13 protein-coding genes and 1 tRNA gene are annotated in these 17,005 nt (G+C 52.1%); 3 read left to right on the top strand and 11 right to left on the bottom strand.

From position 1 onward, the window contains the following. Window positions 1-195: 195 nt before the first annotated feature. The 5 genes from RRY12_10740 to argH form a co-directional block, all read right to left on the bottom strand. Window positions 196-271: transfer RNA gene (locus tag RRY12_10740), tRNA-Asn, on the bottom strand. Between the two features lie 69 nt (window positions 272-340). Beyond that, window positions 341-937 carry a M23 family metallopeptidase gene (locus RRY12_10735; GenBank protein MEG2185145.1) on the bottom strand — a complete coding sequence of 199 codons (597 nt, stop codon included), beginning with the start codon at window positions 935-937 and terminating at the stop codon, window positions 341-343. Beyond that, window positions 927-1,679: a hypothetical protein gene (locus RRY12_10730; protein MEG2185144.1), complete on the bottom strand. Its 753-nt coding sequence runs from the start codon at window positions 1,677-1,679 to the stop codon at window positions 927-929. The genes RRY12_10735 and RRY12_10730 overlap by 11 nt, the downstream gene beginning before the upstream one ends. Window positions 1,680-1,782: 103 nt before the next feature. After that, a complete protein-coding gene (gene ptb, locus RRY12_10725; protein MEG2185143.1) occupies window positions 1,783-2,703 on the bottom strand; it encodes a phosphate butyryltransferase in 921 nt (306 codons plus the stop codon). Window positions 2,704-2,817: 114 nt separating this feature from the next. Beyond that, window positions 2,818-4,233: an argininosuccinate lyase gene (gene argH, locus RRY12_10720; protein MEG2185142.1), complete on the bottom strand. Its 1,416-nt coding sequence runs from the start codon at window positions 4,231-4,233 to the stop codon at window positions 2,818-2,820. Window positions 4,234-4,371: 138 nt separating this feature from the next. On the opposite strand from argH, the gene RRY12_10715 reads away from it, so the two are divergent. Together RRY12_10715 and RRY12_10710 are read left to right on the top strand one after the other, a co-directional pair. Beyond that, complete coding sequence (locus RRY12_10715) at window positions 4,372-5,160, top strand: dihydrodipicolinate reductase C-terminal domain-containing protein (protein ID MEG2185141.1); 789 nt, start codon at window positions 4,372-4,374, stop codon at window positions 5,158-5,160. Between the two features lie 150 nt (window positions 5,161-5,310). Continuing rightward, complete coding sequence (locus RRY12_10710) at window positions 5,311-6,882, top strand: right-handed parallel beta-helix repeat-containing protein (GenBank protein ID MEG2185140.1); 1,572 nt, start codon at window positions 5,311-5,313, stop codon at window positions 6,880-6,882. A gap of 84 nt (window positions 6,883-6,966) precedes the next feature. Here the strand turns inward: RRY12_10710 and RRY12_10705 are convergent, their stop codons facing one another. Further along, complete coding sequence (locus RRY12_10705) at window positions 6,967-7,368, bottom strand: metal-dependent transcriptional regulator (GenBank protein MEG2185139.1); 402 nt, start codon at window positions 7,366-7,368, stop codon at window positions 6,967-6,969. 184 nt (window positions 7,369-7,552) lie between these two features. Between RRY12_10705 and RRY12_10700 the strand changes: the two genes are divergently transcribed. After that, a complete protein-coding gene (locus tag RRY12_10700; protein ID MEG2185138.1) occupies window positions 7,553-9,829 on the top strand; it encodes a DEAD/DEAH box helicase in 2,277 nt (758 codons plus the stop codon). 189 nt (window positions 9,830-10,018) lie between these two features. Here the strand turns inward: RRY12_10700 and RRY12_10695 are convergent, their stop codons facing one another. The 5 genes from RRY12_10695 to RRY12_10675 all read right to left on the bottom strand — a co-directional run bounded on the left by RRY12_10695 (window position 10,019) and on the right by RRY12_10675 (window position 16,640). Then, complete coding sequence (locus RRY12_10695; GenBank protein ID MEG2185137.1) at window positions 10,019-11,314, bottom strand: amidohydrolase; 1,296 nt, start codon at window positions 11,312-11,314, stop codon at window positions 10,019-10,021. 25 nt (window positions 11,315-11,339) lie between these two features. Further along, the gene (locus RRY12_10690) at window positions 11,340-12,329 is read right to left on the bottom strand and encodes a hypothetical protein (GenBank protein MEG2185136.1); all 990 of its coding nucleotides are present in this window, start codon (window positions 12,327-12,329) and stop codon (window positions 11,340-11,342) included. A gap of 75 nt (window positions 12,330-12,404) precedes the next feature. Continuing rightward, entirely contained in the window at window positions 12,405-13,721 is a 1,317-nt protein-coding gene (locus tag RRY12_10685) for a glycine/betaine/sarcosine/D-proline family reductase selenoprotein B (GenBank protein MEG2185135.1), read from the bottom strand. A gap of 12 nt (window positions 13,722-13,733) precedes the next feature. Beyond that, a complete protein-coding gene (locus RRY12_10680; protein MEG2185134.1) occupies window positions 13,734-15,041 on the bottom strand; it encodes a glycine/sarcosine/betaine reductase component B subunit in 1,308 nt (435 codons plus the stop codon). A 36-nt stretch (window positions 15,042-15,077) separates the two neighbouring features. Further along, on the bottom strand, window positions 15,078-16,640 hold the full coding sequence (locus RRY12_10675; protein MEG2185133.1) for an AbgT family transporter: 1,563 nt from the start codon (window positions 16,638-16,640) through the stop codon (window positions 15,078-15,080). Between the last annotated feature and the right edge of the window lie 365 nt (window positions 16,641-17,005).

The raw sequence follows: 17,005 nt of genomic DNA, 5'->3' as shown, positions 1-17,005 counted from the left end.
TCCATTTCAACCCCTAGGTGGAGTCCATGTTTATGTCCGCACCCCCCAACCCCAACCGAACAGGTACCGGAGGTTTGACGCTTACGAAAGAGCGGCGCGGGACCGCGCCTCTCTTTCCCCTTTTTATCGCGCGCGTCGTTAAGGTAAAAAAAATGACAGCCCGCATCTTAGTGATGCAGACTGTCATGAGCACTCTGGCTCCTCGACGAGGACTCGAACCTCGAACCTAGTGGTTAACAGCCACCCGCGCTGCCGATTGCGCCATCGAGGAATAGCAGGTCACAAAATTCATGACGAAGAGTATTATAGCAAAGATTCCGCATTTGGCAACCCCTGATGTTTATCTGTGGGGCAGACGGCCCTCCTGCGGGAGATATTTCATTGGGTCAAGAGGCGTGCCTCGCGCGTTGCGCACCTCAAAATGCACGTGGTTCGCTGTGGCGCGGCCGGTGCGGCCTACTAGGCCTATTTTTTCGCCCTGCTTCACGCGCTGGCCCACTTTGACGAGGTTGGCCGACTGATGAGAGTAGAGCGTCCAGAGCTTTCCGTAGTGGTTGATGACTATCACCTTGCCGTATCCCCTGAAGCCAGCGCCTCCGTTTGAAACGACTTCGACTACGCCGTCAAGCGCCGCGTATACGGGCGTTCCCTTTGGAGCGGTAAGGTCGGCGCCGGTGTGGGCGCCTCTTCTGAATCCGCGGCTGAAGAAGCCTGTTCTAAGCGGCCATTTCATGTTTTTTATAAAATCGGGCGCTCCGCCCGTCATCATCTCTTTTTTGTCCCACTCGAGGTTTCCCGGGGAGGCAAGTTTTCTTATCGCCGTCTCAAGCGGCTCTTCCTGAAGCTCCTTGTAGTCAACGCCGGCCGCCGAGGCAGAAAGCGCCGCTGTACAGAGCAAAAGCAGGGCGGTGCAGATCGCGGCTGTTTTACGCCTCATCTTGACACAGGAGGGAGAGCATCTCATCCATTATTTTAGGATCGTGTTTGCCGTTTCGCGTCTTCAATGAATGGTCAGCTCCTTCTATGGTGTAAAATCTTTTATTTTCGTTTGGCAGCGGCAGCTTTGCAAGCAGATCGCGGCAAGCCGCCTCGGAGAATACGTGGTCGTTTGCGCCGCGAAACGATACCGCCTCGCGCGCCTTCAGGCCGTCCAGCATCTCTGCGTTTATCGTTTCACGCAGCGTTGAAAGTATCGGCAGGTCCATCATCGTGTTTTCGATGTGGGGCAGCGATATAAGACCTGTGCCGCTTACGATGACCTTGTCGGGCACGGGCGCAACAGCGCGGCAGGCAAGCGCGAGCGCGGTGATCCCGCCAAGGGAGAATCCCCATATCCACAGACTGGCGGGACGCGCCTGAAGCACATGTTCAAGCGCCGCGGCGCAGTCGTCAAATTCGTTTTGAAAGTTTTTGCCGCGGAAGGCGTCTTCTATCCAGCGGGGAATGTCGTCGATGTAGGCGTCGTGGTTTGCAACTTTCCGGCTCGTTTCGCATAGCCAGGGCGTCATTCCGCGCTGCGCAAGCAGTATGGCCAGATGTCTGAATTTGTTTCGCGGGCTGAGGTTCGCGCTGCTGTGGACGCCGTGCAGCAAAAGCACGTGCCTCCCGTTTGGCGCGCACGGGAAGAGCCGGCTCAGTTTCACCCCGGTGAGGCCGAAACTCCCCGGAAGTATGGTCACTTCGTCTTTGAATGACGCGTTTGTCAAAATATGAGGAAAAAAGAGCCGCCGCACCGCGATGGGCGCGGCGGACTCTTTATTTTTTGCTTTTAGGAGGCGTCCGTTACTTCGCCTGGTAGGCCGCGAGTGCGCAGGCTGAGGCGATGGAGAGCAGTTTCGCTTCGGCCGAGTCGGCGCGGCTCGTCAGCACGATAGGAGCCTTCGCGCCGAGCACGATGCCCGCCGTTTTGTTCTCTGAGAAGTAGACGATGGCCTTCGCAAGCATGTTGCCGGATTCGATGTTCGGCACGTGGAGGATGTCAGCGTATCCCGCGACGTCGGACTTGATGCCCTTGTGATGCGCGGATTCGGGAGATACGGCGTTGTCCAGAGCGAGAGGTCCGTCGATGAGGCAGCCCTTTATCTGGCCGCGGCGGTTCATCTGGGTCAGTATCGCCGCGTCGACGGTGGGGGGCATGTCGGGGTTGACGACTTCAACGGCGGCAAGAGCTGCAACCTTCGGGCAGGCGACGCCGAACGCGTGCGCGAGCTCGACTACGTTTTTGATGATGTCTACTTTGACTTTAAGTTCAGGATACATGTTGAAGGCCGGGTCGGAGATGAAGAATACTCTGTCGTAGCCCTTTATCTGGTGGATGTAGACGTGCGAGAGGGTCTTTCCGCTGCGAAGCCCCTTTTCTTTGTTGAGGACACCGCGCAGGAAGTTCGCCGTGGCGACCATGCCCTTCATCACTATCTGAGCTTCTCCGCTGGATACGAGCTCGACCGCCTTGAGCGCCGCCGCGGCTTCGCCGCCTTTTTCGTCTACGACGTCGTAGTTTGCGAGGTCGATTCCAAGTTTGTCTGCGACTTCCTTTATTTTGTCTGAGTTGCCTACGAGAAACGCCGTGGCCACTCCGGCTTTGCGCGCGGCTTCTACCGCCGTCATTACCTCTTCGTCTTCGGCGCAGGCGACGCTTATTTTCTTGGGTCCAACCTCTTTTGCGTATTCAAGCAGCTGATCTAGATTGCGAATTTGTTCCATCTCGAAAAACCTCCCTAAATTTTCGGGCCGCCCCGGGCCCGGGCTTACAAAGTCATACGTTCATTATACACTTAATTTTTAAATTGCAGGGATATTTGACTCAATTTATATCGGTTATACCATGTCCGGGATACGCGCGGCGTATTCTTTCATCTGTGCGTCGGCGGCGGCAAGTTTTTCCGCGGCGCGTTCTATCTGCCCGCGCACCTGTTCCGGCGACGTCCCTCCGTAGGTGTTCCTGCGCTCCATCGAGCGGCGCGGGGAAAGCAGCGGCAGCAGCCCCTCCTCCGCCTCGGGGATCAGAGCCTGCCATTCGGCAAGAGTAAGTCCGTCCATCGGGCGTTTATTTTCGAGACACCAGCGCACGGCGTGCCCCACCTTCTCATGAGCGCTGCGAAACGGCACTCCGCGCAGCACGAGGTATTCCGCGACGTCGGTCGCCAGGATGAGTCCGTCCGAAAAGCCGCGGTTTGCCTTCTCTTCGTCTACGGTCACCTCGGCAAGAAGGTTCGGCAGCACGGAGAAGATGCCGTTCAGACAGTCCAGCGTGCGGAAGAGGCTGCGTTTGTCGTCCTGCAAGTCGCGGTTGTAGGTAAGAGGAATGCCCTTCGTCATCGTAAGCAGATCCATAAGCGCGCCGTTTAGCTGGCCAGATTTGCCGCGCAGTATCTCAAGCACGTCGGGGTTTTTTTTCTGCGGCATTATTGAAGAGCCGGTGCAGAATGAATCCGGCAGCTTCACCCAGCCAAATTCCGTCGTGAAGTATATTATGAGGTCCTCGGAGAGTCGGCTGACGTGTCCGCCAAAGACAGCGGCAAAATAAAGGATGTCCATAAAATGATCGCGGTGGGCGACCGTGTCCATGCTGTTTTCCGTTATGCGCGAAAAACCCATGTCACGCGCCGTGAAGGCGCGGTCCAGCGGCAGCGTGGAGCCGGCGAGGGCGCCGCAGCCAAGCGGCGATTCGTCTACCGAAGTACATGCCTCAGAGAGCCTGTGTGCGTCGCGCAAAAAGGCCTGGGCGTGCGCCATCCAGAACTGGCCCATTGAGATGGGCTGCGCCTGCTGTAGGTGCGTGTAGCCGGGAACCACTATGTCGGCCTGCTCTTTTGCGTTTTTCAAAAGCACGCCTATGAGAGCCGATAGTCCGTCCCATATATGCGTCAGCTCACGGCGCAGATATAGGCGCACCGTCGTGTTGACCTGGTCGTTGCGGCTGCGTCCCATGTGAAGGCGCGCGCCGGTGGCGCCGCACTTTTCGATGAGCCGCGATTCAATGTTCATGTGTACATCCTCAAGCGAAAGCTTCGGCGAAAAGGCCCCTGAACGTATCTCCTCCGCTATCTCGCGAAGATTTTTTTCAATGACGCAGGCCTCGTCCTCTGACAAAAGCCCCGTCTCTGCAAGCATCCGCACATGCGCGATGCTCCCCCTTATATCCGCAAAGGCCATGCGCCAGTCCAAGTCCAGCGACTGAGTAAAATTAACAACGGCCTCGTCGGTGTCCTGGGCAAAACGTCCCTTCCACATAACGGCCTCCCCCTTTCGACTGCTCCCATAAAAGCCTATTTGAAAGATTATACAACATTTATCCAGCTCGTTGACATCACGCTTCGCGCCGCTATCATCAGAGCTATACAAAATAACGCTAAAAAGGAGTTGCGCGGGATGAAGAAAGTGTTTTTATCGGGAGCGTCGGGCAGCGTAGGAAAAACGATTGTGAGGGCCATCGGCGAAAAGAACGATCTTGAACTTGTCGGCGGCTGGTGTCTGGAAGACGGAGCTGACCTGGGTACGCTTGCCGGAACCGCGCCTATCGGCATCGCCGCCTCTTCCGACCTTGACGGCGCGCTCATCGCCGCGGCGCCCGATATAGTCATAGATTTTTCATCGGCGCCAGTCATGAAAGGCAATCTTCAATGCTACCTGCGGCACGGCCTTGACGCCGTGGTCGGCACGACGGGCCTTACGGACGCGGAGCTTGCGCCATTCAAAGAGAGCGTCGCGCAAAAGGAGCTGCGCTGGGCGGTCATCCCAAATTACGGACTGGGGATAAACCTGGCCGCGGACTTCATCCGCAGGGCGCGCGCGCATTATCCCTTTGTAACGATAACGGAACAGCACACCAATCAAATGGCAAACGCTCCAAGCGGCACTGCGGAGATGCTGGCCGCGGCCGCGGGAGGATCCTCGCCCGACGTAAAAAGCCGCGAAAGCTTTCCCGGCGCGCTCGGCGCTAAAATAAACGGCGTGCCGGTCTTCTCCGAACGCATCCCGCTGCCCGCCCCGTACTCCTCGCACACCATAACGCTCGCGCGCGCGGACGAAGTCGTCACCATAACAGTTGCGGACCACACAAGCGACATCTATCTTGACGGCATCTTCCTGACTGTTGAAAAACTCCCATCCCTCCCCGCCGGCTCCTTCATAAGAAGCCTCTCGGAGATAACGGGATAGAGGCCGGCGCAAAACGCGGCGCAGACATTTTGTTCACTGAATAAAAATTAAACGCGCACAATGGCGCATTAATAGACATACGCCCGCCCCTTCTATATACTTAAAATGCAATTATGTTGCAAGTATATAACTTTATAAGGGGAGATAATCATGAAACGACGCAAGATATTATTTATTGCCGCGGCGATGTGCGTTATTTTCACAGCAGGGTTTGGCGTAAGGGCGGAGGCCGGAAGCTTCGGCGATCTGCAAAAGATCGTAAAAGAGGCGGCGCCTGGTTCTGTGCTCGTGCTTTCCGAGGACTACACCTACGACCTATCAACGGACGCAGCAGTGCCAAAAGAGGGCATCACCGTTGACAAGGCAATTACCATCGACGGCGCCGGGCATACGATTGACGCTATTGGCGCGGTCAGAGTATTTACAGTTGCCGCAGACAACGCCGCATTTAAAAATCTCACAATTACAAAGGGCGGCTCCACTGTAAGCGGCGGCGGCGTCTACGTCAATCAGTCGCTTTCGGCAAGTTTTGAAAAGGTGAAGATTATAAAGTGCGGCTCTGAAAAAGGCGTACACACAAAAGACGGAGGAGCCGCGCTCTTCGTCGATTCAAAGGCACAAGTCACCTTCACAGACTGCGAAATTTCCGACAACGTCGGCAAGGACAGAGCCGGCGGCATCTATATGCGCGGAAACGCCGTCTTTAAAAATACAAAAATAATGAACAACACCGGAGGCTCGCGGGGCGGCGGCATCTATGTCGACCCAGGATATAAAGCGCCCAACCGCGGCGGCGAGTGGGGCGGCAACATCAAAATGTACAACTGCACCATCATGGGCAACAAGGGCGGGCGCGGCGGCGGCATTTACGTCAACGCTGAAAATGAGACGCTCAATATCTTTGAAAACTGCACCATCAGCTCAAACGACGTCTCAGCAAACAGCATCGGCAACGGCGGCGGCATCCTTTTTTATAATGCAAACGGCAAACTTGTGAACTGCACGATAACCGGCAACCGGGCGAAAAACGGCGGCGGCGTCATCCTTGACGTGGCAAGCAAGCTTGAACTTGTCAACTGCACGATAGCCTCAAACGTGGCGACGGTCGGCGGCGCGGGCCTGTACGCCCACGACGGCTCGCACCCCGAGGATACGATGAAGGCCGTGGGAACGGCGAACTTTATGGGCTGCGTCATCGTCGGCAATAAACTGGGAACAGGCGTTCCGCAAGACATAAGCGTACATTATTCCGACAACGCCGATAAGGAGACAAAGCCAGAACTTGGGCCATGGGTCGCGCGCTACGATGGCAATTTCAAAAGCGGCGGATATAACGTTTTAGGAACCGTCGACCTCGCAAAGCCGGAAAACGTCTCGCTTGACGTGAGCATAACGCTCGACGCCTCAGACTTGAAAGACCAGGCGGCAAACAGCGTCCTTAAATATGACGGCGAGTCGCCGGCGCTTGCAGACAACGGCGGATACGTGCCTACAGTGGCTCTTGCGGAAAAGAGCCCGGCGCTTTACTTCATCCCAGCGGGGACCTCATGGCTGCCCGCGACGGACGCGCGCGGCACGTCGCGCAGAAACGGCGCAAAGAACGACGCCGGCGCCTACGGAGACAAAACCGACGACAGCTCCTCCGGCGGATGCGCCGCAGCGTCGTTCCCCCTGATACTGCTGGCCTTTGGCGCACTTACGATGATTTATAAAAAAAGATAGCGCGAAATTTTTCCATTGATAAAATCAAGCGGCCTCTACGAAAGAGGCCGCTTGATTTATTTCCAATGAGCCGCGGCAGCTCTATTACACCCTCGTGCCTTTTTTGGGTCTGGCCGAAGGTTTTGATTCCCGCGCCGCGTATTCTTTTATTTTTTCAAAGGTCTCTTCGCTGATTATGTGTTCTATGCGGCAGGCGTCGGCCTCCGCCGTTTTTGGGCAGACTCCGACTATTTCATTGAGAAATTTCGTTATCAGGCAGTGACGCTCGTAGATGGCGTCGGCCCGCGCCATGCCCGCGTCGGTGAGGCTCAGCTCGCCTCCCGGCTCCACGGAGATGAAGCCGTTTTCCTTCAGTATGCCTATCGCGCGGCTGACGCTGGGCTTGCTGACGCAAAGCTCGCGCGCCACGTCGATGGAACGCACGAGGCCGTTTTTATTTTTTAGTATGAGTATGGTTTCAAGATAATTTTCCCCTGATTCCTGCATCTAGCTCACCCGCGTTCCTTTGTCGTTGCCGATTATTTTAGCCCAAAACCCCGCGCAAGTACAGGCTAAAAAGAATTTAAAGAGGCGGCGGCAAAGGCGCTCCGCATTGCTCTTGAACATTTCGGCTGCAGTATATATACTTTATGTAAATATTATTTTAACCTTTACAGGAGGAAACTCCGTTATGCTGAAAGATTATTTCGCTAAAAAAGAACCTTCGATAGAAGCGCTTGTACGCTGGATAGCGGACATGGGCGGCAGGGCGCCCGCGATAAAAAGGATGCCGGCGCGCACTGCGTCGTTTGGGCCGTTCGGCGAGCTGGACGCGCGCGTCGTGAACGCGCTGAAAAAACGCGGCGTTGAGGCGCTCTATTCGCACCAAAGCGAGGCGGTGGAGGCGGCTCTTGCGCGCGAGGACTGCGTGATAGCGACGCCCACCGCCTCGGGCAAGACGCTCTGCTACAACCTGCCGGTAATGCACGCCATTTTGCAGGACGCATCTGCGCGCGCTCTTTACCTGTTTCCGACAAAGGCGCTCGCACAGGACCAGCTTGCGGAGATAGGCGAGCTTGCCGCCTTCGCGGAGGGAAATATCCGCGGCTTCGTCTACGACGGCGACACTGATCCGGCGAAACGGCGTCAGGCGAGGACGGAGGGACACATCGTCATCACCAACCCCGATATGCTGAACTCCGGCATCCTGCCGCACCACACAAAATGGTCCGACTATTTTCAAAACCTGCGCTACATCGTTGTGGACGAGCTGCACACCTATCGCGGCATCTTCGGCTCACATCTTGCGAACCTCTTCGCGAGGCTTGCGCGCATCTGCGAATTTTACGGCTCGCACCCCACCTTCATCTGCTGCTCCGCCACCATAGCCAACCCGAGGGAGCACGCGGAGGCGCTTTTAGGCCGCTCCGTGCGGCTCATCACAGAAAGCGGCGCGCCCGCCTCAGAGAAGGAGATAATCCTCTACAACCCGCCCGTCATCGACTGGAAGACGGGCATGAGACGCTCCTCGCTCTTTGAGACCTCGCGCATAGCGACCGAGGCGCTTGCCTCCGGAATCAGCACCATCGTCTTCACTCGCTCGCGCCTCAACGTCGAACTGCTCTTGAAATCCATCCGTGACGGCCTTGCAAAACGGGGCGCGGACCCGATGATGATCATGGGATACCGAGGCGGCTACCTTCCAAAGGAGCGGCGCGAGATAGAACGCAGCCTGCGCAGCGGTGCGCTTCGCGGCGTCGTCAGCACCAACGCGCTGGAACTTGGCATCGACATAGGCTCGCTGGGCCTGGCGGTGCTGCACGGCTACCCCGGCACCATCGCGTCGGCATGGCAGCAGATCGGGCGCGCGGGACGCCGCGGGGCGCTCTCCGCCGCCGTCATGGTGGCCTCCGCCGACCCGCTAGACCAGTTCCTCGCCTCAAGGCCGGAGTGGTTTTACGGGGCGCCGACGGAGAAGGCGCGCATCGACCCGAACAACCCGTACATACAGGTGAGCCATATCAAATGTTCGGCCTTCGAGCTGCCCTTTTACGCAAACGAGAGCTTCGGCGGCCAGCATATAGACGAGATACTGGACTATCTTGCGGACCACGAGGTGCTGCACAAGGTCGAGGAGGCGCACGAGGCGCGCTATTTCTGGCAGGCGGACTCCTACCCGGCGGCAGACCTTTCGCTGCGCAGCGCCACCGGCGAAAATTACACGATAACGGACATCACGGTGGAAAACAAACCGAAGGTTATAGGCACGATGGACCGGCGGTCAGCGCCGACGCTCATCTTCCCCGACGCTATTTATTTCCACGGCGGCCGCTCGTACATCGTGGAGAGGCTCGACACCGAAAAGATGCAGTGCTTCATAAAGGAGATAGCGGCCGACTATTATACGGACGGAGACGCCTCGCTGCGCATAAACATCACGGACAAGTTCGACACCTTGGGCAATTACGGCTGGGGCGAGGTCGTAGTGACGCTGACGCCCACCATATTTAAGAAAATAAAGCTCGCGACGCACGAGAACGCTGGCTTTGGGCAGATAAAGCTTCCCGAAGAGCAGATGCACACGACGGCCTGCTGGCTGATGATGCCTCAATGCCGCGAGGAGGACGCGGAGCTTAAGACTGCGATGGAGGGGCTTGAACATCTTCTGCGCAACACTGCGCCTCTTTACCTGATGTGCGACCGCGCGGACATCCTCGTGACGAGCCGCCTGAAAGACCCAGTGCTGGAACGCGCGGCAATATATATAATCGACAACATACCAGGCGGCGTAGGCCTCGCAGAGGGGACCTTCGAGATAAAAAACCAGCTTGTGAAAACGGCGCTCTCCGTAATGAACTCCTGCGCCTGCAAAGGCGGCTGCCCCGGCTGCGTAGGCGCGGCAATCGACGGCTACGACGTAAAAACCGCCGTGCGCGTACTGGGGGAGCAGATTTTAGAGGGGAGATAAATTGGGGTTAGAGAATAAGACGGGAGAATTTATATTTTTCCTTTTCTGGGAGCACGTTAGGTAAATTGGCAATTCTATTTTTCATAAAAATTGGCAGATTTTAATTTTCCAAAAAAATTCTTGTCTCCATGTAGAATTTTTTCATAACATGGAGACAAGAAGACGCGTGTACTTTTTTAAGAGAGTTCTTTAATTGTTAGACTGCACTTCTTCCACGATTTTTACGAAGAGTTCTGCTGACGGCTCTAACACATCTTCGTCAAAATCAAAGGCTTTGTCGTGGAAACTCGTCGTAAAATTGGTGCCAAGGCCTATGTAGGTGCCAACGCCCCCATTTTTTTGCACGCGCCGCAACATTTCTGAGGCATCGTCACTTCCGCCGACACTGCCCACGCTATGAAATTCGGTGAACCACGGTAGAGTTTTTGCACATTTTATTACTATGTCAATGGCGGCGTCATCAGAAGCACCTGAAGCAGATTTGCCTATCAATACAACATCATAGCCCACTTCGTATGCTTCGGCTGCGCCTTTTACAACCGCAAGCATCTTTCTTTCCCCGTATTCTGCCACGATGTCGTTCTCTCCGCGAACTTCTACCTCCATATAGGAATCTGCGGCGATAGTATTACGCGAGCTTCCCGCGTGCATAACGCCGACATTCTGATGAAATTCGCCTTGGCTGTGCGGCGGTATCGTATGTATGCCGAGCGCGGCCACACATGAGGCAAGAAGCGCGTTTTTGCCATCGTTAGGATTGCCGCACGGGTGAGCGGCTTTCCCTTTATATATAATGTTATATCTTCTGCTGTCCAGAAAATCTTTAGCGCCTCCAATGATGCCATGAGACTTAAGGGGAAGCCCATCCAACTTGGTAAGTCCAACATGCCCGACAAAAAGATACTGCACATCGTCAAGACAACCTTTTTCGACGATACCGCGTGCGCCGCCGCCGCCTTCTTCTGATGGCTGGAAAATCAACTTTATTTTTCCGCATAGCTGATCTTTTATCTTCATTAATTCTTCTGCTACAACCATGCCCACAGCAGTATGTCCATCGTGGCCGCACGCATGGCAGGACCCATCGTTTATTGATACATAATTTTCTCTGACTGGCTTATGGTCTTCGTTCAGGGTCTCTGAGAATGGGAGGGCGTCCATATCAAAACGAAACGCTGTCACGGGGCCCTCTCTGCCAGTGTCAATTGTACCCATTACCCCAGGCAAGTCACACATTTTCTCAATGAGCTCCGGATCCGCGCCCTGTAAGATAGCTCTTTGTTTTTCGTTTTCTATAGTTTCCTTGTCTGGATACTGAAACTGCATACCTTTGACTGACAGATCGGCGCCCATCGTTATCGGTATACCCAAAGCAATAAGATGTTTGGCCACGATAGATGTGGTCCTGTACTCTTTCCACATAGATTCAGCATACTTATGAAAATCTCTGCGAGTCTCTATTAGTTTTTCTCTTAAACCCTGCATTTCACTCTCTCCCATCTTGTTATTTTTATCTGAAAGATATGTTGTCGGCTCTGGCTATATGCTCCGTATCTTCGCAGAACCAATCGTAAACCGTTTCTCTTGGCCTTTTTATTGACCGAAGCCGTTCGAAGCTGGTCATAATGACAAATAGCGGAAGAGCCGGCCTTATCAATGACATTGCAAAAGGAGCAAGCTTCGTTTTCATTTTTTCAAGCTCGATTTCATTCTCCACTGTTAAGACTACTACAGTCCAATTTTCTTGTAAATGGCTGTCAAAGTCAGCGTAACCTGGAATGTAGACGTGACGCAGAGCCAACAGGAAAAGGTGTAACTGTCCAATGCGCTCAAAGATATTTTCTATATTGTCCACAGAAGATTTTATAAAAAAGAACCTGTCGGCATCTTTCATTCGTGGGACATCATTCTTTAGAGGAGGATCTTTTCTGTAGAGTTCAAAATCATACCTGTTACGCAATATAAGCTCACATTTCAAAGAACCTATTTTGATTTTATTGTCTTGTATCCACCTATGAAACGATGAATTTGTAACGGGTGGCAAATACCGGCACATTACACCTTGGTTGGGAAATTTTTTCAAAAACAAATCCACCATAGGGTGGGTTTGCCACGTGTAATTTAAATCAGACGCGCCCATAGTCCAAAGCTCTCTCCCTGACAGATAAGGGACAACGGGCAGTGTCTCAGCCAGAGTATATTCTTTGATGCCGGAATTTCCAACAAAAGCCTTGTCCATTAACAAAAGCAACTTATTCTCCCAAAGGGTGGCAGCTTCTGTATTAGATGGCATGGATTCCATATTTACATATAATTCTCGCGCAATGCTATCCCGCAGCAGCGTTCCTTGAGCAGTTAGCCCATATCCATCCGCCGTAAGCTCAGCATATCCCCGCTGCAAAAAACAGGACAAAAGAGACGGATCCTCTCCGGCCAAAGAAAACGCCTCTTCGTCCCAGTATGGAGTTTGATTTGAAAATAACAATAACGCTTCTTCCATAATATCATCCTCGGTTTATTGCGTGCATTGGGGTGAGTTGCGTATTAGCAGCCGTCGGCGTTATTGTTTTTATTCTTAAATCTCTACTTTAAATACGACAGCTTCTTTGATGTCCGTCGCAAGAGAATCTAATGCAACCCCCACGCGATGGTATCGCAACGCCCATTCTGCTTCTTTCGACAACATTGGGTCGCCGAGCGGATAAGGCACTGACACGGTCGGGACGATTCGATTAGAACCTACCGTTTTGGCGACATCTATCAGGTTACACATCACTACAACAGGAATCCCAGCGCGCTCAATTTCCTTCGCCATCGTTGCTCCGCAACGAGTACAGGTTCCTCAGGTGGCGGTAAGAACAACAGCGTCAACATTTGCCTCTTTGAGTTCTAGCGCTATCTCTTTCCCGAACTTCGCCGCATAATTCTGGGTAGTTCCGGTGCCCACCGTTACATAGTAATAATCATGCAATTTAGCGAATTTGCCCTGTTTTTCATACGCTCGCATTGCATCAAGAGGTACACCGCGATCTGGGACTTTGCATATTGCGGCAGGATCAAAACCAGCATGTATTGTTTTATACTCTCCACCTGGCAGAGAGTCCATACCTGCAATATTATATTTGCCCCATTTTTGGGCGGACGCGCTTTGGATATGATCGGGATTGCTTGCCGGCACGACTCCGCTTGAGGAAACAAGAGCAATCTTAGCGTCTTTAAGATCTCTAATGGGGGCTGCGGGCGGTATTTTATCTATTGATGGAATCTGGAGCTCAGTGTCAAAATTTTCTCCACCCAATTTTTTCAACAGCATCTCCAGCGCTCGGTCGCAGGCTAACTTTCCGTCTTTTGCCATTATTTCTCGACGTATGCCTCGCGGAAAATACCCTTCTTCCTTGGCCGGCAACAATTCCGCTCCTACAGCTATTTTTTCTGCAAATGCGGCCATCATGCTGATATCCTCTTTCATAAAGGTTGCTTTTCTGCCGCCTTTAAATATGTAACAGAAGGATTTATACTGCTCTATGCCGGGGTTCTCTTCGTGCATCGATGTTATCACCGGTACGTGATAACGCTCCGCCACCGCCTTGCAAATCAAACCGCAGCCAATGCCGTAGCGCCCAGCTAGAAATGCCGGCCCTGCAAAAAATATATCAAATTCTTCCGCATCAAGCCATTTAAAAATCTTTTCCAGCGCCTCATCTGTGTGATTCGTTATATAGTTATCTCCACACACAATCGTTTTCTCTATTGTGACATGCGGCATTAATGAATTGAGAATATTCGAGCAGCCTACTATTTTTTCATGCAGCAGCGGTTGACTGTCGGCTGCATCTTCTCCTCCGAGCTGTCCAAAAAACTGGTTAATGTAATGTATAGCTTTCAATTTCATCACCTCCGTGTTTTAGAAGTCTGTACAACTTCTCTTTGAATAACCACTTATATGATTGGCGCAGAACATACCGTTATTTTCAATAACACAGCCGCCGTCTGCATCAATACAACCTTCCCAGCCGCCTGAGTTGCCGTCGCGGGCAAGAGCGTCCAGTTCTCCTATCACTTCCATAGGAGCCAGTCTATAGAATTCAGAAACATTGCCCGTTGTAACCAGTGCGGTTGTGGCAGGGTTCATGGATACCAACGGCTGAGATGCGCCATCGCGTCCCGTTGCTTCATCGGATAATCCCACCGTCTTTATCCCAAAACGCTCCAGCTCTACCAGCATGGCAGTATAATCAACATCTGGATTTCCGTATCCCTCTTCCGCAACGATAGCTCCGGTTGCGCCAATTGAAAGAGCCAGCTTCGCCGCCATCATTACGCAACGTTCTTTTTCTTCCATTTTAGGATTAAGCGTGGAAAGGATCACACCCAAAAAGTTAATCGTTTTGCCATGAGCGTTATACAGCGCTTTAATAGTGGGCGAAGTGGAATACTCGTAGGTGGATATTTTTGACGAACTGGGCATAAAGCTGCCCGACACCATTGCTCCGTCTAAGATCTCGTTTGGATGCAGGTACGTGGGCAGCATTCGATTGCCATCCCATCCATAAACGAGCGTATTGTAACCTTGCGCTTCCATCTGCGTCTGACATTGGAGTATATAGACCACGCCAGGTAAATTTTTAATATCTTCGCTGCGATCCGTCACAGGAGGCAACTCGTAGACATCAACTTCCTCTGGGGTCAGATCTCTTACCGACTGCGCGATATATTCGGCAAGCCTTAGCGCCGCCCAACGTATAGCATGGTTTTTTTTCTGCTGTTCGCGCTGTTCCTCTATTTCATCGGTATCGGCTATCATGACGAGATTGACCATGTCGCCCCATATCGTGTAGTGCTGATATTGACCTCCCATGTCGATAAGGCCGTCTTGAAAGCCTCCCCAATGTCTGCCTACTGCAATCAAAGAGGTTCCGCTCAGTACATGCGTTTTACCTTTTCCAGCCTGTCCCAGGGGTGAAGTCACCCCCGGGTATGCGCCTTCACCGCCGTCGACTTTGCAGCGAAACTCCACGGAATCCTTGACGGGAACCAACCTTACCATATCGCCGGGATGTACAATTTTAAGGTCGGCGTAGGTAATATGCGTATCTTTGAGAATGACAGCCAGAGCCTCTTCTTTGTTTATGCTGAGTTGTCCGTCACTGAATGACGTCCGGTGGTCAAAAACAATATCTTTTACATTAAACTTTCCAATTTCTAATCTCATGTCCTTATTCCCTTCATACACTGCAAAAGTGCCTGTTTACATATATATTCCAGCGCCCGGTCCTAACGGAAGATTTAATACGTACCAAATGACAAGGAGAATGATGAACCCGATCATATAGGCGATACTAAAAGGGATGCAAAGGGATATCAACGTGCCGACGCCAACCTTTTGATCCTCTTTGGGACGATACGCTTCCAGCATTCCAAGTATTACAGGGACGTAATAATCTATAGGCGAAATTATATTGGTGCAGGTGTCGCCAATTCGGTAGATAAGCTGGGTCATTGCCGGGGAAATATTAACCATCGCAAGCATGGGGACGAATACAGGGCCAAGGATGAGCCACTTTGCCGTCCCTGACGTTATGAAAATATTTACTACCGTACATATTAGAATGAACAGGAGGAACAACGGAATCCCGGTAATATCAGCCGCTTTTAACAATTCGGCGCCCTTGACCGCGAGTACCGTCGGAAGCTGGCTTTCATTGAAAAGTTCTATGAAGAATGCCGCAGGGAGCGCAACAACAAGAAAACTTAAAATACCCTTTAGGGCGTCCTGCATCATTCCCGGAATGTCGTTAATGGATTTTATGGTCTTAGCTGCGTAGCCAAACGAAATACCAATGGTGCAGAAGAAAAAGAAAAGAAGCGCGACAACATTGCTGAGCAATGGAGATCTTGGAACAAAACCGCCGTCAGCGTTTCTAAGGAACGAGGTCGACGGCAGCGCCATCGCAACAAGCGCTAAGATAAAAATCAAAGCTCCTATTCCAGCCGCACGCAGCCCGCTTTTTTCATCTTCCGTCAGCTGGTGCTGCAACAATTCGCTTGTGTCTGTATCTGTAGCCGAACCTCCGAGGTAGGGTATAAGAAAATATTTGGATACTATCACGGTACATGTAGTTAGTACCACGGTGCCTGCTATAAGGAAATACCAGTTCATCAGCGGGGATATCGGATAGCTGATATTGTTTCCTATACAGATAGATTCGGTGATGCCGGCCAGAAGGGCGTCAGTTCCTGCGATAAAGAAGTTAGCAGTATATCCTCCGTTAGCAGCGGCGTAGCCTGCTATAATTCCAACCCAAGGATTCATGCCAATTGATTTGAGCATAGCGGCAGCGACTAATGGCGTAAAAACCACGCCTGCGTCCGAAGCCAGGTTGGAGTTGATACCAACAAACGCAATGATCGCGACGATCCACTGCACCGGTGCGCCAAGAATCATTTTCCTCATCATTGCCGTAAGGAAGCCTGATTTTTCAGCCAACCCTATAGCCATCATCATGATGAGAACAATACCAATGGGATAGAAACCGCCGTATATTCCGGCAAAACTACCAAAATATTTATTGAGAGTCTCCAAACTTAATAGACTTTTTACAACTACCGTCTTCATGGCCGGCGCGACAGACGGATCTTTCGAAGCGGCAAGGTATGTTACTGAGAAATCAGCGGTTGCCAGAACCGCAGACAATGCTACAACAAAGAGAATCAAAAAAGTAAATATCCAGAAAGGATGAGGTAGTTTGTTACCTATTCTTTCTACTCCACCTATGAAGCGTTCCATAAAGTTTCTTTTAGTTCCTGACATATAACTGCCTCCTTAATTATTTTTCCTGGGATATGGATCTCCAGGAGGTAAAATAATAACAGATTAGCCTCTGCTCTTCTTTGGAACAAAGAGTCTAAAACTAACGCGAATAGGTTACACTAACATGGAATTCATAATCTATAACGAAAAAAATGAAAAGTTGTTAATCTTTTTTACTAGGGCTTCTCACACAGCCCGCTCTGAGTTATTAGTAAACACATCAAGAAGCTAGAAAATCCACACAACACCGCCGCCTAAACAACAAGGGCTCCAGATATGATGCCTTCTATGGTATATTCACTACACGACGCTAGTAAAATCAATGACCGAACGACTCACGGCAAACCTTACTATGCCTCCAATTT

It is taken from the genome of Cloacibacillus sp., assembly GCA_036655895.1.
GTDB lineage: Bacteria > Synergistota > Synergistia > Synergistales > Synergistaceae > JAVVPF01.
The sequence above is the reverse complement of the archived record's forward strand: the minus strand, read 5'-3'. Positions and strand labels throughout refer to the sequence as shown.